This window comes from Intrasporangium chromatireducens Q5-1, from assembly GCF_000576575.1.
GTDB lineage: Bacteria > Actinomycetota > Actinomycetes > Actinomycetales > Dermatophilaceae > Intrasporangium_A > Intrasporangium_A chromatireducens.
The window spans coordinates 1-20,291 of sequence record NZ_AWQS01000014.1; the positions used below are offsets into that span (position 1 = coordinate 1).

Consider the following 20,291-nt stretch of genomic DNA (forward strand, 5'->3'; position numbering starts at 1 on the left):
CCGACGCAGGTCCGGGCGAGCGGGTCCGCCAAGGCCCCCAGGCCCGCCGTGCCGCAGCAGGCCGGCCGCGTCGGCTCGAAGAAGCCCGCGACGACACGCACCCCCGGCAGCGGCAGGGCCACCAGCACCCCCGTCACCACGCCCGGCACGACGTCCTCGGTCTCGCCCTCGGCCACCACGAGGGCGGCGCCGACCGCCCCGGGACCTGGCGACACCGCGGGCCGGGCAGCGAACGCCCAGCAGGGCGCGACCCCACCGACACCGGCCAGCGACGGACGGCCGCCGGGTCTCGTCTCCGGCCCCGGCACGCCGGCGGCCACCGTCCCACCCCAGGCCACACACGGCCAGCAGCAGGGACGATTCGAGGGCGCCACAGGGGCCCCCACGGCGGCTCCGGGACGCCCGACCCGCTGAACTACCATTTGTGCATGAGCCTCGGATCGTCTGAACTTCCTGCTGCCTTCGCACCTCTCGGGCTGACCTACGACGACGTCCTGCTCCTGCCCGGCGAGACCGACGTCATCCCGAGCGAGGTCGACACGACCGCTCGGCTGACCCGCGAGATCAGCATCCGGGTGCCGCTGCTGTCCGCGGCGATGGACACGGTCACCGAGGCGCGGATGGCGATCGCGATGGCCCGCCAGGGCGGCATCGGCGTGCTGCACCGCAACCTCTCGATCGAGGACCAGGCCAAGCAGGTCGACCTCGTCAAACGCACCCAGACCGGCCGCATCACGAACCCCGTCACGATCGGGCCCGACGCGACGCTCGAGGAGCTGGACCGGATCTGCGGCGAGTACCGCGTCTCCGGGCTGCCCGTCGTCGCCCCCGACGACACGCTGCTCGGCATCATCACCAACCGCGACCTGCGCTTCGTCCCGGTGGCCGAGTGGAGCCGCACCCTCGTGCGCGACGTCATGACGCCGATGCCGCTCATCACCGCGCCGGTCGACATCGACCGTGACTCCGCCGCGGCGATCCTGCGCCAGCACAAGCGCGAGCGCCTGCCGCTCGTCGACGACCACGGCCGGCTCGCCGGACTCATCACCGTCAAGGACTTCGTCAAGTCCGAGCAGTTCCCCGACGCGAGCAAGGACGGCCAGGGCCGCCTCCTCGTCGGCGGCGCCGTCGGCTACTTCGGCGACTCGTGGGAGCGGGCCACGACCCTCATCGAGGCCGGGGTCGACGTGCTCGTCGTCGACACCGCGCACGGCCACGCCCGCCTGCTGCTCGACATGGTCAAGCGCCTCAAGAGCGACCCCGCCACGGCGCAGACCCAGATCATCGGCGGCAACGTCGCGACCCGGGAGGGGGCGCAGGCCCTCGTCGACGCCGGGGTCGACGCGGTCAAGGTCGGCGTCGGCCCGGGCTCGATCTGCACCACCCGAGTCGTCGCAGGGGTCGGCGTGCCACAGGTGACCGCGATCCACGAGGCCGCCCAGGCCTGCGGCCCGGCCGGGGTGCCGCTCATCGGCGACGGTGGCCTGCAGTACTCCGGCGACATCGCCAAGGCCCTCGTCGCCGGCGCCGACGCCGTCATGGTCGGCTCGCTCCTCGCCGGCTGCGAGGAGAGCCCGGGGGAGCTCGTCCTCGTCAACGGCAAGCAGTACAAGTCCTACCGCGGGATGGGATCGCTCGCGGCGATGTCCTCCCGCGGCAAGAAGTCCTACTCGAAGGACCGCTACTTCCAGGCCGACGTCGCGAGCGACGACGAGCTCATCCCGGAGGGCATCGAGGGCCGGGTCGCCTACAAGGGCCCGGTCTCGACCGTCGCGCGCCAGCTCGTCGGCGGCCTGCACCAGTCGATGTTCTACGTCGGGGCGCGCACGATCCCCGAGCTGAAGGAGCGTGGCCGCTTCGTCCGGATCACGTCGGCCGGCCTCAAGGAGAGCCACCCGCACGACATCCAGGCCATCGTCGAGGCGCCGAACTACGCCGCACGCGGCTGAGTCCCCGGCCCGTATGCCGCTCAGCTCGCCACGCGCGAACGGCGCGGTGAGCTGGTGCTGGCCCAGCGGCATACGGACGACGGCGCGAGCCGGCCCCGCGCGGTCGATAGGCTGACCGGGTGACCGAGATCGAGATTGGCCGCGGCAAGCGCGGCCGGCGTGCCTACTCCTTCGACGACATCGCCGTCGTGCCCTCGCGGCGCACGCGCGACCCGGAGGAGGTCTCGGTCTCCTGGCAGATCGACGCCTACCACTTCGACATCCCCGTCATGGGCGCGCCGATGGACTCGGTCATCTCGCCCGACACGGCGATCGAGCTCGGCCGGCTCGGCGGCCTGCCCGTCCTCGACCTCGAGGGGCTGTGGACCCGCTACGACGACCCGCTGCCGCTCCTCGAGGAGATCGCCGGGCTCGAGCCGCTCCGCTCGACGGCCCGGATGCAGGAGATCTATGCCGAGCCGATCAAGTCCGAGCTCATCACGCAGCGGCTGCAGGAGCTGCGCGCGGCCGGGGTGACCGTCGCCGGGGCGCTGTCGCCCGCCCGGACGCAGCAGCACTGGAAGACCGTCGTCGACGCCGGGGTCGACCTGTTCGTCATCCGCGGCACGACCGTCTCGGCCGAGCACGTCTCCGGTCAGGCCGAGCCGCTCAACCTCAAGCGGTTCATCTACGAGCTCGACGTGCCGGTCATCGTCGGCGGCGCCGCGTCGTACACCGCGGCGCTGCACCTGATGCGGACCGGTGCGGCCGGCGTCCTCGTCGGGTTCGGCGGGGGAGCGGCGCACACGACCCGCGCCACCCTCGGCATCCACGCGCCGATGGCCTCCGCTGTGGCCGACGTCGCGGCGGCGCGCCGCGACTACCTCGACGAGTCGGGTGGCCGCTACGTGCACGTCATCGCCGACGGCGGGGTCGGGACGTCGGGCGACGTCGTCAAGGCGATCGCCTGCGGTGCCGACGCGGTCATGCTCGGCGCCGCGCTGGCCCGGGCGACCGATGCCCCGGGCCGTGGGTTCCACTGGGGCCCCGAGGCGCACCACCCACAGCTACCGCGCGGCGAGCGGATCCAGCTGGGACGGCAGGCGACGCTCGAGGAGGTCCTTGTCGGGCCGAGCCGCAGCGCGGACGGCACGACGAACATCATCGGTGCGCTCCGGCGCGCCATGGCCACGACCGGCTACTCCGACGTCAAGGAGTTCCAGCGGGTCGAGGTCGTCGTCGCGCCCTACGGCGGCCGCTGAGGCCGCTCAGGTCGACGCGCCCCCGGCGAGCGACTCGCGGTGCGCCGGGCCCGAATAGGTTTTGGCGGGCCGACCCCCTAGAGTTGTCGCGGGTTGGTTCTTGCGTTTTTGCATCATGAGTAGTCGGTCCCGCCGGGGCCTGCAGTTATTCCTGAGAAGACGAGTCACAGGCATCACACCTCGGACCGCTCCGAAAGTCGGTGCGGACTCCATTCCTCAGAAGGCAGGTTCACCATGGCTACTGGCACCGTGAAGTGGTTCAACTCCGAAAAGGGCTTCGGCTTCATCGCTCCCGACGACGGCTCCGCCGACGTGTTCGCCCACTACTCGGCGATCAACTCGGGCGGCTACCGCTCGCTCGACGAGAACGACAAGGTCGAGTACGAGACCCAGCAGGGCCCGAAGGGTCCGCAGGCCGCGAACATCACCGTTCTGCGCTGACTCTGGGCTGACGCTGCGCCGAGACTCCTCGGCACGAGCATCCACGACCGCCGTCCGACGTCTCGTCGGGCGGCGGTCGTCGTCTTCCCGGCCCGAACAGCCGGCCACGGGGGGCCCGCGCGCCGCGATGTGACCGGCCGGTAGCCTTTGCCGGCGCGGCCTCCTACAGTTCTCCCATGAGCCGCGCGCACGACCACGACGTCATCGTCATCGGCTCGGGTTTCGGCGGGTCCGTCGCGGCCCTCCGGCTCGCGGAGAAGGGCTACGACGTCCTCGTCTACGAGGCGGGGCGGCGCTTCGCGGACGAGGACTTCGCCAGGACCAGCTGGGACCTGCGGCGCTACCTCTGGGCCCCGGCGCTCGGCTGCTACGGCGTGCAGCGGATCCACCGACTCCCGCACTGCCTCGTCCTCGCCGGTGCCGGGGTCGGCGGCGGGTCGCTCAACTACGCGCAGACGCTCTACGTCCCGCCGAAGCCGTTCTTCACGGACCCGCAGTGGTCCGGCATCACCGACTGGGAGGCCGAGCTGGCGCCCCACTACGCCACGGCGCAGCGCATGCTCGGGGTGGTCGAGAACCCGTGCGACGGCCCCGTCGAGCGGCTGATGCGCGACACCGCGGTCGAGCTGGGCACCGGCGCGTCGTTCCGGCGCACGCCCGTCGGCGTCTTCTTCGGCGAGCCGGGCCGGCGCGTCCCCGACCCGTACTTCGGCGGCGAGGGGCCGGACCGCACCGGCTGCACCCAGTGCGGCAACTGCATGGTCGGCTGCCGGGTGGGCGCCAAGAACACGCTCGTGAAGAACTACCTCGCGCTCGCGGAGCGCCGCGGCGTCGTGATCGAGCCGCTACGCACCGTGACGTCGGTGCGCCCGCTCGATCCCGCCCACCCCGACGAGGGGTATGCCGTTCACACCGTCCGCACCGACGCGCACCGTCGCGGCCGGCGCGATCCGCGGGCCGCGACGGCCCGGCACGTGGTCGTCGCGGCGGGCGCGTGGGGGACCGCCCAGCTGCTGCAGACGCTCAAGGCGACCGCCCTGCCGGGCATCTCCGACCGGCTCGGGTGGCAGACCCGGACGAACTCGGAGGCGCTCGGTGGCGCGATGACCGTCCGGGTGCCACGCGACGTCGACCTGACCAGGGGCGTGGCGATCACATCGAGCTTCCACGTCGATGAGACGACCCACGTGGAGAACGTCCGCTACGGCAAGGGCTCCAACGCGATGGGCCTGCTCGCCGTGATGCAGGTCGACGGCGGCGGCAGGGTGCCGCGGCCGGTGCGCTTCCTCGCCTCGGCGCTGCGCCACCCCGGCGACTTCGCGAGGTCGCTGTCCGTGCGGCGCTGGAGCGAGCGGACGGTCATCGCGTTGGTGATGCAGACGGTGGACAACTCCATCGTCGTGAGCCGGCGGCGCGGCTGGTTCCGCTGGCACCTCACCTCCGAGCAGGGCCACGGTGAGCCGAACCCGACCTGGATCCCGCAGGGCAACCGTGCGGTACGGGCGCTTGCCCGGGGTCTGGAGCGCGCCACCGGCGAGCGGTCGCGGCCGGGCTCGTCGATCGGGGAGATCCTCGACATCCCGATGACCGCCCACTTCCTCGGCGGGGCCGTCATCGCGGAGTCGCCCGACCGGGGTGTCGTCGACCCCTACCAGCGACTCTGGGGCTATCCGGGGATCAGCGTGGTGGACGGTTCGACGGTGTCGGCGAACCTCGGGGTCAACCCGGCCCTGACGATCACGGCCCAGGCGGAGCGGGCGATGGCGCTCTGGCCGCGCCGGGGTGAGCCGGACCGGCGCCCGAAGCAGGGCGAGCCGTACGTGCGGCTCACGGAGCGTGTGGCGGCCGGTGCCGACGGCTGATCAGGCAGGTTTGGGAGGCTGGGGTCGCCACCCCTCAGAGACAACCCCAGCCCCTGATGGCGGACCGCAACCGGTCGGAACCGGCCCGCACATCAGCGACGACGCCGCAACCACGTAGGGATGCGTGCCGTCGCCACCATCCTTCCATGCTTGGCCGTGTTTCGCTCCAGATGTCTCAGCCGTGGGCCGGCTCGCGCTCGTCGCGCCACGACCGCCACAGCGCCGCGTAGGCACCGTTTGCCTCGAGCAGCTCGTGGTGGGACCCGATCTCGCTCACCAGCCCGTCCTCGATGACACACACCCGGTCGGCGTCGTGCGCCGTCATCAGCCGGTGAGCGATCGCGACGACCGTGCGCCCGTCGACGACCGCCGCGAGGGACCGCTCGAGGTGGCGGGCGGCCCGAGGGTCGAGCAGCGAGGTCGCCTCGTCGAGGACCAGCGTGTGCGGGTCGGCCAGGACGAGCCGCGCGAGCGCGAGCTGCTGGGCCTGTGGCTCGCTCAGCCGGTGGCCGCCCGACCCGACGACGGTGCCCAGGTGCTCGGGCAACCGGTCGGCCCACCCGAGGGCGTCGACGGCGGCGAGGGCGTCGCGCAGCTCGTCGTCGGAGGCCGCCGGCCGCGCGAGGCGCAGGTTGTCGGCCAGGGAACCGACAAAGACATGGTGCTCCTGCGTGACGAGGGCGACCTGTCCCCGCAGCTGCGCCAGCTCGAGGTCGACGAGCCGCACGCCGCCGACGTCGACCCGCCCCGCACGGGGACCGTCGATGCCGGCCATCAGCCGCCCGAGCGTCGACTTGCCCGCGCCCGACGGGCCGACGATGGCCAGCCGCTCACCCGGCCGCAGGTCGAGCGACACACCCTTCAGCACATCGCGACCGGACCGGTAGGCGTAGTGGGCCCCGTCGACGGTGAGCCGGTCGTCGGCAGGCACCTCGCCCGTCGCGGACCGGTCGGGTGGCACGTCTCCGACCCCGATGACCCGCGCGAGCGACGTCGCGCCGACCTGGACCTCGTCGAGCCAGGAGATCAGCTCGTCGAGCGGGCCCGCCATCTGCTGGACGTAGAGCGCCACGGCGGTGACGGTGCCGGCGGTGGCGAGGTCGTTCGTGATGAGCCAGCCGCCCCAGAGCAGGGTCGCCGCGACGGGCAGGTAGAACGCGACCTCGACCGCCGGGAACCACCGCATCCGCAGCCGGAGGGTGTAGAGCTCGGCGTCGTAACAGTCCGCGAGAGCCGCGTCCATGCGCCGACGCCGCCGCCGGCCCAGCCCCAGTGCGTCGACGGTCCGCGCGCCCTCGGTCGACTCCGTGACGACCCCGCCGAGCACGGCATACGTCGCCCGCTCCCGGAGGTAGCCCGCGGGGGCGAGGCGCAGGTAGCGCCGCGTCGAGGCCCACAGCAGCGGGGCACCGACGACGACCGGCAGCGCGACGAGCCAACCCGTCGCGAACGCGGCGACGAGGGTGATCGCCGTCGTGACCGACCCCACGAAGACCGCGGGGATCCCGAAGCGCAGGACGTGCGAGAGCGCCTCGACGTCGTTCGTCGTCCGCGACACGAGGTCACCGGTGCCGGCACGCTCGACGGTCGAGAGCGGGAGGCCGACGACCCGGGACATGAACTGCTCGCGCAGCTCCGCGAAGATCGTCTCGCCCATGACGAACGAGGCGCGCCGGGCGAACCAGGTCAGGACGGTCTGGACGACGACGGCCACCGCGATCCACAGGGCGAGCCGGTTGACGACCGCGATCGAGCGGTGGCCGGTGATCTCGTCGACGAGCAGCCCGATGACGCGTGGCGCGACGAGGGCCGCGAGGGCGGCGACGGCGTGCATCGCCACGACGCGCACGATCGCGCTGCGGTGCCGGGTGAGCAGGCCGCGGGTGTGGGCGCGCACCGACGCGGTGGTCGCGACGGGCAGCGTGCGGCTCACCGGGTCGGTCGCGGGGGTCGCGGTCGGCATCAGGCGTCCTCCCCTCGGACGACGGTCGAGCGGTATGGCGCGTGCTCGGCGAGGAGGGCGCGGTGCGTCCCGGACGTGGTGGCCCTGCCGCCCTCGAGGAAGACGACGTGGTCGGCCTGCTCGAGCAGGAGGGGGCTGGCGGACATGACGACGGTGGTCCGGCCCCGGCGGGCCTCGGCGAGCCGCGCCGCGATGCGCGCCTCGGTGTGGGCGTCGACCGCGCTCGTCGGCTCGACGAGGACCAGGATGTCGGCCTCGGTGAGCAGTGCCCGGGTCAGGGCGAGCCGCTGGCGCTGGCCGCCGCTGAACGCCCGGCCGCGCTCCTGGACCTCGCTGTGGACGCCGTCGGGGAGCGCCTCGAGGATGTCCTCGCCACTCGCCACCGACAGTGCCGTGAGGACCGCCGCGTCGCCGTGCACGCCGCGGGGGTCGAGCTCGTCGCGCAGCGTCCCGGTGAACAATCGGGGGTCGGTCTCGGAGACGACGATGCGGCTGCGGACGTCGGTGAGGGAGGCATCGGCCAGGCGGGTGCCACCGAGGCGTGCCTCGGTCGGCACGGGGCCGAACCGGCCCAGCCGATCGGCGAGTGCAGCGGACTCCTGCGGGTCGGCGGACACGACGGCGGTCAGGCGGCCGGGCTCGATGCGCACCCCGCTCTGCGGATCGAACAGGGGCGCCGGCCCGGTCGGCAGCGGAATGGCCTCCGACCCGTCACGGTCATCGGGCTCGACGGAGAGCACCCGGAGCAGCTTGCCCGCGCCGATGTGGGCGCGGGTCGCCCGGTCCACCATCTCGGTCGCGGTGCGCAGCGGGATGACGAGGAACGCGGTGTAGCCGTAGAACGCGACGAGTTGCCCCGGGGTGATCTCGCCGTCGATGGCGAACCGCGCCCCGAGCCACACGACGACGAGCACGAACAGCCCGGGCAGCAGGACCTGGGCGGCGTCGAGCGCTGCCTGGTAGCCCGCCACGCGGTTGCCCGCGCGCCGCACATCCTGGGACTGAGCGGCATACCGGCCGAGGAAGGTCTGCTCGCCGCCGATGCCGCGCAGCACTCGCAAGCCGGCCACGGTGTCGGCCCCGAGGCCGATCAGCTTGCCCGACTCCTCGCGCTGGGCGAGCTGGCGTCGCTGGAGCGGCCGGACGATGAAGCTGAGGCAGGCGACGAGCACCGGCACGCCGATGAGGACGACGAGACCGAGCGGGCGGGACGCGTCGAGCAGGATGAGGGCCACGACGACATAGCTCGCGACGGCACCGACGAAGCGGGCGCTGATGTCGTAGATGCCGCCGATCCGCATCGCGTCGGAGGACACGCTCGCGACGACGTCGCCCACCGGCACCGTCCGGGGGAGTGCCTCGCCGGTGTCGGCGGCCTGGTGGCCGACGAGCTGGGCCGAGCGGAACGCGCCCTGCAACCAGTTGAGCACCGAGAAGCGGTGCCGCAGCACTCCGGCGGCGGCACTGAGCAGGATGAGCCCGAGGAGGGCGGCGCACCAGCGCAGCAGCGCCTCGGAGTCACCGCCGAGGATGCCCTCGTCGATGGCGCGGCTCATGACCGCCGGGAAGAGCGCCTGGCTGACCATCCACACGACGCCGAACGTCACCGCCACCACGAGGGTGCGCCACTGGAGCCGGCCGACCCAGCGCAGGTAGGCGGTCGCGCTCGTCAGGTCGGGAGTGCCGGGATCGGCGTAGGGCAGGCGGATCACCAGCCGACGGTAGCGCCGAGGACCGACACGGCTCACCCCATTTTCTACGGCTGTAGTGGTCCGGGTGCATCTGGCGAGGCGGGTGGTCGGGCGTCGTCGCCATCGCCGTCGCCGTCGGCGCCGCCGTCACGCGCCAGCGCCTCGGATAGCTCGTCGACGATGAGCAGGTCCGTGCGGACGTTGCGGTGCCGGTAGGCCGACCGGCCGACCAGCTGGGCCGTCACCGGCGAGGTGAAGAACTGCGTCGCACCGACGAAGACGAGCGTCGTCACCGCCGCCCAGGTGCGCAGCGTCAGCGACAGCCCCATGAGGACGAGGATGAGCCCGAGGGTCTGCGGCTTCGTCGCCGCGTGCAGACGCGACAGGGTGTCGGGGAAGCGGACGAGCCCCACTGCTCCCGCGAGGCACATGAACGCGCCGAGGAGCAGGCAGACCCCTCCAGCGGCGTCGAGCACGGTGGACCAGGTCACGGCGCCTCCCGGTCGGAGTCGTGCGACATGAAGCGGGCGATGGCGACGCCACCCACGAAGCTGACGATGCCGAGGACCATGAGCAGGGGCAGGCTCGTCGCCCGCTTGTGCCAGGCCGCCTCCATGCCGACCCCGGCGATGACGATGACGAGCAGGATGTCGGTCGCGATGAGCCGGTCGAGGTTGGTCGGCCCGCGGTAGACGCGGTAGAGGACGAGGGCCGCGGCGGCGGCGAGCATGAGCATCCCGGCGATGGCGAAGGCGGCGGTCATGCGAGCTCCTCCTCGCGCTTGCGCCGCTCGAGGTCGGCGATCTCCTCGTCGGACCCGAGGGCCCGCACCACCCGCTCCTCGACCCGGTAGACGTGGGCGCGGCCCTCCTCGATCGCACCCGGTCGACCGACGTCGAGCAGGTGCAGGAACAGCGTCGAGGTCGACCGGCGCGCGTCGAGCACGACGGAGCCGGGGACGAGCGCGTTGAGCTCCGCCGTGATGGTCAGGTAGAAGTCGGAGCGTGAGCGCAGCGGCACCTCGATGACGGCGTTGCGCGGCCGCTTGGGGCTGAAGGCGAGCCGCGTCACCTGGATCGAGGCGACGACGAGGTCGATGAAGAACCGCAGGATGAGGTGGGCGACGCGCAGCGGCCGGGGGTGACCGGCGAACTCGATGGACGGCAGCGGGAAGGCCAGGGTGACGACGAGGCCGACGATGAGCCCGTTGACGATGTTGCCCCAGGTGATGCGGTCCCACAGGAAGAGCCACGCGACCGCCACGGCGATGATGGCCCGCGGCTGGAAGCCACCGCGGCGCGAGGCCCGGTGGCGGCGGCCCTGCTTCGTCGGCCGGTCCGTCATCGGCGCACCTCCGGTGGGAGCACGCTGGTGATGTAGGGGGTCCGCTGCTTGAGGTCGGCCGCGGCGCGCTGGGTGTAGGCGAACAGCGGTCCGGCTGCAAGCGTGATCACCAGACCGACCGCGGTCATCGTCGCCGTCGCAGCGAGCATGAGCGGCGGCATGGCCCGGCTCGTCGACGGCGTCTCGGTCAGCACGGTGGTCCGCGCGGTCGCCGGGTCGACGTCGGCCGGCACGCCGACGCTGCCCGACGCGAGCGCGGCGGCCACCTCGGCCGGGGCCGGCGTCTCGGCGATGGGCCGCCAGAAGGCCTGGCTCCACACCTTGGCCAGCGCGTAGAGGGTCAGCAGGCTGGTCACGATGCCGCCCGCCACGAGGGCCCAGGACAGGGGGGTGCCGAACTCGATGCCGGCGTGGAACAGCCCGATCTTGGCGAGGAACCCGGACAGCGGCGGGATGCCGGAGAGGTTCATCGCCGCGACGAAGAAGAGGATGGACAGGACGGGGGACGCGACGGCCAGGCCGGCGAGCCGGTCGAGCGACGTGGTGCCGCCCAGCCGTTCGACGAGCCCGGCGATGAGGAACAACGCGGTCTGGATCGTGATGTGGTGCACGACGTAGAAGATGGCGCCTGCCATGCCGTGGGCCGTCCCGAGCGCGATGCCGAAGACCATGTAGCCGATGTGGCTGACGAGGGTGAACGACAGGATGCGCTTGAGGCCGGACTGGGAGACGGCGCCGAGGATGCCGATGACCATCGTCAGCAAGGCGGCCCACATCAGCAGGCCGTGCAGCGGCGACTCGGGGAACAGGAGCGTCTGCACCCGGATCATCGCGTAGACACCCACCTTCGTCAGCAGCCCGGCGAAGACGGCCGTGACCGGCGCTGGCGCGGTGGGGTAGCTGTCCGGCAGCCAGGCCGAGAGCGGGAAGACGGCGGCCTTGATCGCGAACGCGGTGAGCAGGCAAAGCTGCAGCACGAGCAGCACCCCCGGCTCGACCCCCCCGAGGCGGATCGCGAGCTGGGCGAGGTTGACGGTGCCGGTCGCGGCATACGTCGCGGCGATCCCGATCAGGAAGATCGACGAGGAGATCAGGCTGACGACGACGTAGGTGGTGCCGGCGTGGATGCGCTGCTCGGCGCCGCCCAGCGTCAGCAGCACATAGGAGGCGTAGAGCAGGATCTCGAAGCCGACGAAGAGGTTGAACAGGTCACCGGCGAGGAAGGCGTTGCTGACGCCGGCCGCCAGGACCAGGTAGGTCGGGTGGAAGATCGTCATCGGGGTGTCCGTCTCGTCGTCCTCCTGTCCCTGGGCAATAGAGAAGATCAGGACGACGAGAATGACGACCCCCGACACGAGCAGCATCAGCGCGCTGAGCCGGTCGGCGACGAGCGAGATGCCGAGCGGCTCCTTCCAGGCGCCGACCCAGAGCACCTGTGGGCCCTGGCGGTCCGTCACGACGACGAGGATCGCGGCGACGACGACGAGTCCGGTCAGCGCGACGGTGCTGGTGACCCGCTGGAGCAGGGGCGAGCGGCGCACGGCGAGCGAGAGGGCCGCACCGAGGAGGGGAAGCAGGACCGGCAGCGGGACGAGGTTGGCCGCGACGTCGTCGATCATGACCGCTCCTCGGCGAGCTCGTCCGACGTGGTCGTCGACTCCTCGCCGACGTCGAACGTCGCCGACGGCTCGTCGAGGTCGGCCAGCTCCTGCAGCTGCTCGTCCTCGATGTCGTCGGGCACGTTGTCGGTGCCCGACACCTGCCAGAGCCGGTAGGACAGCGCGAGGAGGAAGCCGATCGTCGCGAGGGAGATGACGATGGCCGTCAGCACCATGGCCTGGGGGAGCGGGTCGCTCATCTCGGTCGCGGGGGTGCCGTAGAAGGGCGGCTTGCCAGACGCGCCGCCCGAGACGAGGAAGAGGACCGAGACGCCGTTGCCGATCAGGAGGGTGCCGAGCAGCACCCGGACGAGGCTGCGGTCGAGCAGGAGGAAGACGCCGGCCGCCACGAGGACCGCGACGACGACGACGAGGACGAGGTTCGGGGCGAGACTGCTCGAGATCGTAGGCTCGCCGGCCGCGGGCGCGGGCGCGAGGCGCTCGAGGACGAGTTCGGCCATCGTTCGCGGCGGCATCAGACCTCCGCCTCCGCACGGCGTTCGGCGGAGATCTGCCGGTCGATCCCGGTGCCGAGGCTGCGGACGATGTCGAGCATCATGCCGAAGACGATGAGATAGACCCCCATGTCGAAGATGGCCGAGGTGACGAGGTGGACCTCGCCCCACGGCGGCAGGGTGAAGTCGAAGACGGCGGACTGCAGGATCGTGCCGCCGAAGGCGAGGGGCGCGAGGGCCGCGAGCACGACGATGAGCAGGCCGATGCCGACGGCGAGGCCGGCGTCGAACGGGGCCGCCTCGTCGAGCTCGTAGCGGCCACCGGCGAGGTAGCGCACGACGAGGGCGAGACCGGCGACGAGGCCGCCGGCGAAGCCGCCACCCGGGAGGTTGTGCCCCGAGAAGAGGACGTAGAGGGACACGGCGATCATGATGTGGAAGATCAGCCGGGTGACGACCTCGAACATCACGGACCGGCGCTCCCGCCGCAGCGTCCGCCCACCGCGCAGCCAGGTGCCCCTCGTCGGCTCGGTCGGCGCGATGGCCTGCTCGCTCGCCGTCGACAAGCGGGTGTTGCGCGTCTTGACGAAGATGAGGCTCGCGATGCCGGTCGCGGCCGCGACGAGCACCGACACCTCGCCGAGGGTGTCCCAGGCGCGGATGTCGACGAGCGTGACGTTGACGATGTTGCTCCCGTGGCCGAACGAGTGGGCCTGCTCGGGGAAGTCGATCGAGACGGGGACGACGTGTCGGGCCGCGCTCGCGACGAGGATGACGGCGGCGACCGACGCCCCGAAGGCGATGCCGAGCAGCACCCGCAGCCGGCGTCGGAGCGAGCGCTCGTGCCGCTCGAAGCGGGTCGGCAGCCGGCGCAGCGCGAGGACGAAGACGACGAGCGAGACCGTCTCGACGAGCATCTGCGTGATGGCGAGGTCGGGGGCGCCGTGCAGGATGAACAGGGTCGACACCCCGTAGCCGGTCACCCCGACCAGCATCACCGAGGCGAGCCGCCGGTCCGTCAGCAGGACGAGGACGCACGCGACGACGATGACGGCGCCGACGACGGCCTGCGCGGGCGTGTCCCACAGTCGCACCGGGCCGACCGAGCCGCGGAGCAGCGCGGCCATCCCGGGCAGCGCGACGAACACGAAGACGATCGTGGCGAGGTAGAACGGCAGCGAGCCCCGCTGCGTCCGCGCCGTCACCTCGACGGCCCCCACGTCCAGGCCGCGCATGAACCGCGCATAGGCGCGCTCGCCGTCGACGAGGGGCGGCACGGCGCGCTGGACGCGCCCGACGCGGTCGCGCCAGACGAAGAGGCCGACGCCGATGGCGATGGCGAGAGCCGACAGCCCGAGCGCCGGGGTGAAACCATGCCACAGGGCGAGGAGGGCGGGCGGTGCCCCGCGAACGAGCTGCTGCGCGTACGGCAGGAGCCAGGGGTGCTCGAGCGGGGCGAGCAGCCCCACGAGGAGGGAGCCCACGCCGAGCAGGAGCGGGGCGAGCAAGAACCCGGGATGGGGCACGCGGACGGGGGTGAGCGGCATACCCGGCTTTCGGGCGAAGGCGCCCCAGACGAACCGCGTGCTGTATGCGACGGTGAGGATCGACCCGACCACGAGCGTGACCGTCATGAGCCAGCCCCAGGCGGCCGCGAACGGCACGCCGTCGGAGGCGGCCTCGAGCCCGGCCTGGAGCGCTGCCTCCTTGGCGACGAAGCCGGCGAGGGGCGGGATCCCGGCCATCGACAGGGCCGCCAGCACCGCGGGCACGGACAGCGGCAGCAGCCGGCGGCCCACCCCGGACAGCTCGCGCAGGTCGCGGGTGCCGGTCGACCGGTCGATCACCCCGACGGTGAGGAAGAGGGTCGACTTGAAGAAGGCGTGGGACACGACGAGGGCAAGGGCCGCGAGGCCGCCCTCGCGAGTGCCGAGGCCGGCGAGGGCCACCATGAACCCGAGCTGGCTCACCGTGCCGTAGGCAAGGAGCAGCTTGATGTCGTACTGGCGCAGGGCGCGCCAGCCACCCACGAGCATCGTGAACAGGCCCAGCCCGACCGTCAGGGCGTGCCAGCCCGGCGCCCCCGCGAAGGCCGGCGCGAGAAGGGCGACGAGGTAGACGCCGGCCTTGACCATGGCGGCGGCGTGCAGGTAGGCGCTGACCGGGGTCGGGGCCGCCATGGCCCCGGGCAGCCAGAAGTGGAACGGCACGAGGGCAGACTTGCTGAGCGCGCCGACGAGCAGCAGCACGACGGCGCCGATGGTGACCGCATCCAGAGCCGGTGGGTGGGCGACGACCTCGCTGATCCGGTAGCTGTGCCGCACGCCGAGGGCGATGATGCCGACGAGCATGGCGAGCCCGCCGAGCGTCGTGACGATGAGTGCCTGCATCGCCGCGCGGCGGTTGGTCGAGCTCGCCGGGTTGTGCCCGATGAGCAGGTAGGAGAAGACGGTCGTCAGCTCCCAGAAGACGTAGAGGACGAGGAAGTTGTCGGTCAGGACGAGGCCCAGCATGGCGCCGGCGAACGCGGTGAAGACCGCGGTGAACCGCCAGAGCGTCGGGTCGGTCGCCGTGAAGTACCAGCGGCAGTAGAAGAGCACGAGCGCGCCGACGCCGGTGACGAGCAGGGCGAGCACCCAGGACAGCGTGGTGAGGCGGAAGTCGAGGTCGAGGCCGAGCCCCGGCACCCAGCTGACGCGCTGGACCGGCCCGTTGCCGGCGCGGACGTCGGCGGCGACGGACAGCAGCCAGGCGAGGGCACTGGCGGGGGCGAGGGCCAGCACGAGGAAGGCGTTCCGGCCCAGGAACCTGACGAGGACCGGGGCAACTGCCGCGGCGACGAGGTGCACGAGCAGCAGTTGCACCACGGCGGCCCCTCGGTCGTCGGTCTGGTCAGGAGTTCGGGTGCCATTCTAGGTGCCGTCGGAGGGCGGCCCTGACGCGCGGGGCTGGTCGGCAGGCTCTCAGAACGTGACGAAGGTGTTCTTGGCGATGAAGAAGCCGCGCTCGTAGTCGGTGTCGATGCACGTCACCCCGACCTCCTCGCTGAGGCAGCTGAACGGCGAGTCCGGCACGACCGTCGCCGAGCCGTAGGCCAGCTTCGGCGCGCCTGCGGCACCGTCGAGCTCGCCGCCGCAGACGGGCAGCGCCCCGAGGTCGGTCAGCTTGACGCCGCGGACCCGGTCGCCGGCGGCGGCGGTGTCGCTGGCGTCGCCGGCGTCGCCGGGGCAGAGGCGGCTCGGCACCTTGATGCGACCCTTGTCGACCTCGCACCCGGCCACGACGGCCGCGTTGCTGATGTCGCACTGGATGTTGCCGCTCGGGCTGCGGAAGGTGCCGTGGATCGACCCGTCCACCCGGGCCTTGGCGAACCGGGCCTTCGCCTCCGCATAGCTGTGCGGCGCGCCGCGCTGGTGGCCGACGGCCAGGGAGGTCGGCAGGGGAGCGGTCGGCCGGGGGCCGGTCGGGGTCGGTGCGGTGCCGGTCCGGATCGGTGTGCCCGTCGCCGGGGCGCCATCGGGTGATGTGGCGGCCCCCGTCTCACCGGTCACCGTGACGGTGACAGTGGTCGCGGCCGCCGGACGGGCGCTCGTCGAGCAGCCGCCGATCGTCGCCATCCCGGCGGTGGCGAGGAGCACCGCGGCACAGGTGGTGGCGGTCTGGCGGGCGGTCATGGCCGTCGAGTGTGGCACGGGCCGCCCCGGGCGGGACAAATCGAGCGGGGTCGGTGACTTACCCTTGGGGCGTGTCCGCAGGCCCGTTCCGACCTCGCTGGATCGGGCTGTTCCTGATCCTCGTCGTCGTGGTCTCCGCGTGCACCCTCCTCGGGATGTGGCAGCTCGGCGTGGCCCAGGACAAGGGGCGGGCCGAGACCGTCGCCGCCGCGTCCAAGCTGCAGCGCGAGCCCCTCGAGCAGGTGACGCAGCCGCACTCCGCGTTCGAGGCCGACTTCTCCAACCGGCCGGTCTCGGCCGTCGGCACGTATGACGCCAACGGCCAGATCCTCGTCGTCGACCGGCGGCTGGACGGCCGCGCCGGCTCCTGGGTCGTGACCCCCCTGCGGACCGCGGAGGGCACGATTGCGGTGCTGCGCGGCTTCGTCGAGGGCACGCCCGGCACCCCGCCCGCTCCGCCGACCGGCACCGTGTCGATCCTCGGCACGCTGGGCCCGGGTGAGTCGCCGCGAGCCGACGCGGCCGCGCTGCCCCAGCCGCAGCGCCACTCGATCGACCTCGCCGCCCTCGTCAACGAGTGGCCGGGCGAGCTCTACAACGTCGTCCTGCTCGCCTCGAGCGAGTCCGCCGACGGGACCCCGGTCGACCCGGCTTCGGCCGGGCTGAGCCGGGTGCCACCGCCCGAGCTGCCGTCGCACCTCAACGTCAGGAACGCCGCCTACGCCATCCAGTGGTGGGTCTTCGGGCTCTTCGCCGTCTGGATGTTCGTAAAGATCGTCAGAGCCGAGTGGCTGGCGCAGCGCCAGCCGGTTGCACCCAAGGAAGAGGCCCACGCGTGAGCACCTACCCGACCAAGCTGGCCAAGCCGAAGCAGATCCGCACGGCCCTGTCCATCTACCGCGTCATGGCGATCGTCGCCGGCATCGCGCTGTTCATCCTCATCGCCGAGATGGTGATGAAGTACGCGATGCACATGGACAACTTCCTCACCGAGAACTGGAGCTACATCCACGGGTTCATCTACATGGCCTACGCCGCGTCGGTGGCCAACCTGGGCCTCAAGTGCGCCTGGTCGCTGTGGCGGATCGTCAAGAACCTGCTCGTCGGGTTCGTGCCAGTGCTCCCGTGGGTCGTCGAGCCGAAGGTCAACCGTGAGACGCACGCGCTCCTCCAACGCGCCTACGTCGCGGACGACGTGACCGGCGCCGCCGCTGGCGGCCAGGCGGTCTGACGTCGGTTGGTGGCCTTTCGACGTTCCCCAACGTCGACGGGCCACCGTCGGAAACTGGCCTTTCGTCGGTTCGTGGCCTTTCGACGTTCCCCAACGTCGAAGGGCCAGTTCGCGTCGAAGGGCCAGTTCGCGTCGACGGGCCACAAACCGACGGTGTCGTATGCCGCTCACCGCGGAACCGCGGGGACGCGCGGTCCCAGCTCAGCGGCATACGGCATCCGGCTTGCCGTCGGAAACTGGCCTTTCGTCGGTTGGTGGCCTCTCGACGTTCCCTAACGTCGAAGGGCCAGTTCGCGTCGACGGGCCACAAACCGACGGTGTCGTATGCCGCTCACCGCGGCACCGCTGGGACGCGCGGTCCCAGCTCAGCGGCATACGGCATCCGGCTTGCCGTCGGAAACTGGCCTTTCGTCGGTTGGTGGCCTCTCGACGTTCCGCATGTCGAAGGGCCAGTTCGCGTTGACGGGCCACAAACCGACGGTGTCGTAAGCCGCTCGCCGCGGACCGCGGGGGCGTGTGGTCCCAGCTCGGCGGCATACGGCATCCGCTTGCTGTCGGAAACTGGCCTCTCGACGTTCCCCAATGTCGAAGGGCCAGTTCCCGTCGACGGGCCACGAACCGACGGTGTCGTACGCCGTTCACCGCGGCACCGCGGGGGCGTGCGGTCCCAGCTCGGCGGCATACGGCATCCGGCTTGCTGTCGGAAACTGGCCTTTCGTCGGTTCGTGGCCTTTCGACGTTCCGCACGTCGAAGGGCCAGCTCGCGTTGAAGGGCCACAAACCGACGGTGTCGTATGCCGTTCACCGCGGAACCGCGGGGGCGTGCGGTCCCAGCTCGGCGGCATACGGCGTCCGGCTTGCTGTCGGAAAGTGGCCTTTCGTCGGTTGGTGGCCTCTCGACGTTCTCTAACGTCGAAGGGCCAGTTCATGTCGACGGGCCACAAACCGACGGTGTCGTATGCCGCTAACCACGGAACCGCGGGGACGCGCGGTCCCAGCTCGGCGGCATACGGCATCCGGCTTGCTGTCGGAAACTGGCCCTTCGTCGGTTCGTGGCCTCTCGACGTTCCGCCGGCTCAGCGGCCTGCAGGACCATCGGGCTGGGTCGGTAGGCTTCCGTCGTGAGCGAGACCCGCACTGACCTGCAGCGTCACCCCGTCCTCGTCGTCGACTTCGGCGCGCAGTACGCCCAGCTCATCGCGCGGCGCGTCCGCGAGGCGCGGGTCTACAGCGAGGTCGTGCCGCACTCGATGCCGGTCAGCGAGATGCTCGCCAAGGAGCCGGCCGCGATCATCCTGTCCGGGGGGCCGAGCTCGGTCTACGAAGCCGGCGCCCCGCGGCTCGACGCGGCGCTGCTCGAGGCGGGCGTGCCAGTGTTCGGAATGTGTTACGGGTTCCAGTCGATGGCCCAGGCGCTCGGCGGGACCGTGGAGAAGACGGGCGCTCGCGAGTACGGCAAGACCGGCGCGACGATCGCCGGCACCGGCTCGACGCTCTTCGAGGGCCAGCCATCCAGCCAGATCGTCTGGATGTCGCACGGCGACTCCGTCACCGTCGCGCCGCCCGGCGCCCGGGTCACCGCCTCGACCGCCGGCACCCCCGTCGCCGCGATCGAGGACGACGACCGGCGCCTCTACGGCGTGCAGTGGCACCCCGAGGTGCTGCACTCCGAGCAGGGGCAGCGGGTGCTCGAGAACTTCCTCTGGCAGGGCGCCGGCATCGAGCCGTCCTGGACCCCGGGCAACGTCGTCGACGACCTTGTCACGGCGGTGCGCGAGCAGGTCGGCCAGGACCGCGTGCTCTGTGCGCTCTCCGGCGGCGTCGACTCCTCCGTCGCCGCTGCGCTCGTGCAGCGGGCCGTCGGTGACCAGCTGACCTGCGTGTTCGTCGACCACGGGCTGCTGCGTGAGGGCGAGGCCGAGCAGGTCGAGAAGGACTTCGTCGCGGCGACCGGCGTCGACCTCGTCGTCGTCGACGCCCGCGAGCGGTTCCTCACCGCGCTCGCCGGCGTGACCGACCCCGAGGCGAAGCGCAAGATCATCGGCGAGCAGTTCATCCGGGTGTTCGAGCAGGCCGCGCGGGACGTCGTCGGGCGGCATGGCCGCAGTGACAGCGACGAGGAGCACCCGGTCAAGTGGCTCGTCCAGGGCACGCTCTACCCCGACGTCGTCGAGTCCGGGGGCGGCGAGGGCGCGGCCAACATCAAGAGCCACCACAACGTCGGCGGCCTGCCCGAGGACCTGCAGTTCGGGCTCGTCGAGCCGCTGCGGACGCTCTTCAAGGACGAGGTGCGCCAGGTCGGGCTCGAGCTCGGCGTACCCGAGGGGATCGTCTGGCGCCAGCCGTTCCCCGGGCCCGGCCTCGGCATCCGGATCATCGGCGCCGTCGACGCCGAGCGCCTCGCGATCCTGCGCCGCGCCGACGCGATCGCCCGCGAGGAGCTGACCCGGGCGGGGCTCGACCGCGACATCTGGCAGTGCCCCGTCGTGCTCCTCGCCGACGTCCGCTCGGTGGGCGTCCAGGGCGACGGGCGCACCTACGGGCACCCGGTCGTGCTGCGGCCGGTCGCCTCGGAGGACGCGATGACGGCCGACTGGGCGCGGGTGCCCTACGACGTGCTCGCGCACATCTCGACCCGGATCACCAACGAGGTCGCCGAGGTCAACCGGGTGGTCCTCGACGTGACGAGCAAGCCGCCGGGCACCATCGAGTGGGAGTGACCTGCTGCCCATCGGCGGGTGGGAGCAGGCACACAGCACGAGGGGAGCGGGCGCACAGGCGG

At 72.0% G+C, this 20,291-nt stretch carries 17 protein-coding genes; 7 read left to right on the forward strand and 10 right to left on the reverse strand.

The window, feature by feature from the left end:
* On the reverse strand, nt 1-320 hold a 320-nt coding region (locus N864_RS03290; RefSeq protein ID WP_034713469.1), incomplete at its 3' end, for a hypothetical protein.
* A gap of 108 nt (nt 321-428) precedes the next feature.
* On the opposite strand from N864_RS03290, the gene guaB reads away from it, so the two are divergent.
* The 4 genes from guaB (at nt 429) to N864_RS03310 (ending at nt 5,493) form a co-directional block, all read left to right on the forward strand.
* Nucleotides 429-1,949, forward strand: a complete 1,521-nt coding sequence (gene guaB, locus N864_RS03295; protein WP_034713471.1) for an IMP dehydrogenase — start codon at nt 429-431, stop codon at nt 1,947-1,949.
* A 119-nt stretch (nt 1,950-2,068) separates the two neighbouring features.
* Nucleotides 2,069-3,190: a GuaB3 family IMP dehydrogenase-related protein gene (locus N864_RS03300; RefSeq protein WP_034713474.1), complete on the forward strand. Its 1,122-nt coding sequence runs from the start codon at nt 2,069-2,071 to the stop codon at nt 3,188-3,190.
* A 234-nt stretch (nt 3,191-3,424) separates the two neighbouring features.
* Nucleotides 3,425-3,631, forward strand: coding sequence for a cold-shock protein (locus N864_RS03305; RefSeq protein WP_034713477.1), 207 nt, complete (start codon nt 3,425-3,427; stop codon nt 3,629-3,631).
* A gap of 176 nt (nt 3,632-3,807) precedes the next feature.
* Nucleotides 3,808-5,493 carry an FAD-dependent oxidoreductase gene (locus N864_RS03310; RefSeq protein WP_034713479.1) on the forward strand — a complete coding sequence of 562 codons (1,686 nt, stop codon included), beginning with the start codon at nt 3,808-3,810 and terminating at the stop codon, nt 5,491-5,493.
* A 175-nt stretch (nt 5,494-5,668) separates the two neighbouring features.
* On the opposite strand, the gene N864_RS03315 is transcribed toward N864_RS03310, so the two are convergent.
* The 9 genes from N864_RS03315 to N864_RS03355 all read right to left on the reverse strand — a co-directional run bounded on the left by N864_RS03315 (nt 5,669) and on the right by N864_RS03355 (nt 16,278).
* Entirely contained in the window at nt 5,669-7,456 is a 1,788-nt protein-coding gene (locus N864_RS03315) for an ABC transporter ATP-binding protein (protein WP_051518133.1), read from the reverse strand.
* Nucleotides 7,456-9,168: an ABC transporter ATP-binding protein gene (locus tag N864_RS03320; RefSeq protein WP_155892803.1), complete on the reverse strand. Its 1,713-nt coding sequence runs from the start codon at nt 9,166-9,168 to the stop codon at nt 7,456-7,458. The genes N864_RS03315 and N864_RS03320 overlap by 1 nt, the downstream gene beginning before the upstream one ends.
* A 44-nt stretch (nt 9,169-9,212) precedes the next feature.
* On the reverse strand, nt 9,213-9,638 hold the full coding sequence (mnhG, locus tag N864_RS03325) for a monovalent cation/H(+) antiporter subunit G (RefSeq protein ID WP_051518134.1): 426 nt from the start codon (nt 9,636-9,638) through the stop codon (nt 9,213-9,215).
* Nucleotides 9,635-9,910 carry an MrpF/PhaF family protein gene (locus N864_RS03330; protein WP_034713481.1) on the reverse strand — a complete coding sequence of 92 codons (276 nt, stop codon included), beginning with the start codon at nt 9,908-9,910 and terminating at the stop codon, nt 9,635-9,637. The genes mnhG and N864_RS03330 overlap by 4 nt, the downstream gene beginning before the upstream one ends.
* Complete coding sequence (locus N864_RS03335; protein ID WP_081793327.1) at nt 9,907-10,491, reverse strand: Na+/H+ antiporter subunit E; 585 nt, start codon at nt 10,489-10,491, stop codon at nt 9,907-9,909. Before N864_RS03335 ends, N864_RS03330 begins: the two co-directional genes overlap by 4 nt.
* Nucleotides 10,488-12,110, reverse strand: coding sequence for a Na+/H+ antiporter subunit D (locus N864_RS03340; RefSeq protein ID WP_034713483.1), 1,623 nt, complete (start codon nt 12,108-12,110; stop codon nt 10,488-10,490). Before N864_RS03340 ends, N864_RS03335 begins: the two co-directional genes overlap by 4 nt.
* Nucleotides 12,107-12,625 carry a Na(+)/H(+) antiporter subunit C gene (locus N864_RS03345; RefSeq protein WP_240474193.1) on the reverse strand — a complete coding sequence of 173 codons (519 nt, stop codon included), beginning with the start codon at nt 12,623-12,625 and terminating at the stop codon, nt 12,107-12,109. The genes N864_RS03340 and N864_RS03345 overlap by 4 nt, the downstream gene beginning before the upstream one ends.
* Nucleotides 12,625-15,471 carry a Na+/H+ antiporter subunit A gene (locus N864_RS03350; protein ID WP_034713485.1) on the reverse strand — a complete coding sequence of 949 codons (2,847 nt, stop codon included), beginning with the start codon at nt 15,469-15,471 and terminating at the stop codon, nt 12,625-12,627. The genes N864_RS03345 and N864_RS03350 overlap by 1 nt, the downstream gene beginning before the upstream one ends.
* A gap of 96 nt (nt 15,472-15,567) precedes the next feature.
* A complete protein-coding gene (locus tag N864_RS03355) occupies nt 15,568-16,278 on the reverse strand; it encodes a hypothetical protein (RefSeq protein WP_034713487.1) in 711 nt (236 codons plus the stop codon).
* 71 nt (nt 16,279-16,349) lie between these two features.
* Here N864_RS03355 and N864_RS03360 point away from each other — a divergent pair, with 71 nt between their 5' ends.
* From N864_RS03360 to guaA, 3 genes are all read left to right on the forward strand, one after another.
* A complete protein-coding gene (locus N864_RS03360) occupies nt 16,350-17,117 on the forward strand; it encodes an SURF1 family protein (RefSeq protein ID WP_034713490.1) in 768 nt (255 codons plus the stop codon).
* The gene (locus tag N864_RS03365) at nt 17,114-17,509 is read left to right on the forward strand and encodes a DUF3817 domain-containing protein (protein ID WP_034713494.1); all 396 of its coding nucleotides are present in this window, start codon (nt 17,114-17,116) and stop codon (nt 17,507-17,509) included. Before N864_RS03360 ends, N864_RS03365 begins: the two co-directional genes overlap by 4 nt.
* A gap of 1,121 nt (nt 17,510-18,630) precedes the next feature.
* Nucleotides 18,631-20,229: a glutamine-hydrolyzing GMP synthase gene (guaA, locus tag N864_RS03370; protein WP_034713495.1), complete on the forward strand. Its 1,599-nt coding sequence runs from the start codon at nt 18,631-18,633 to the stop codon at nt 20,227-20,229.
* The last annotated feature ends 62 nt before the right edge of the window (nt 20,230-20,291 follow it).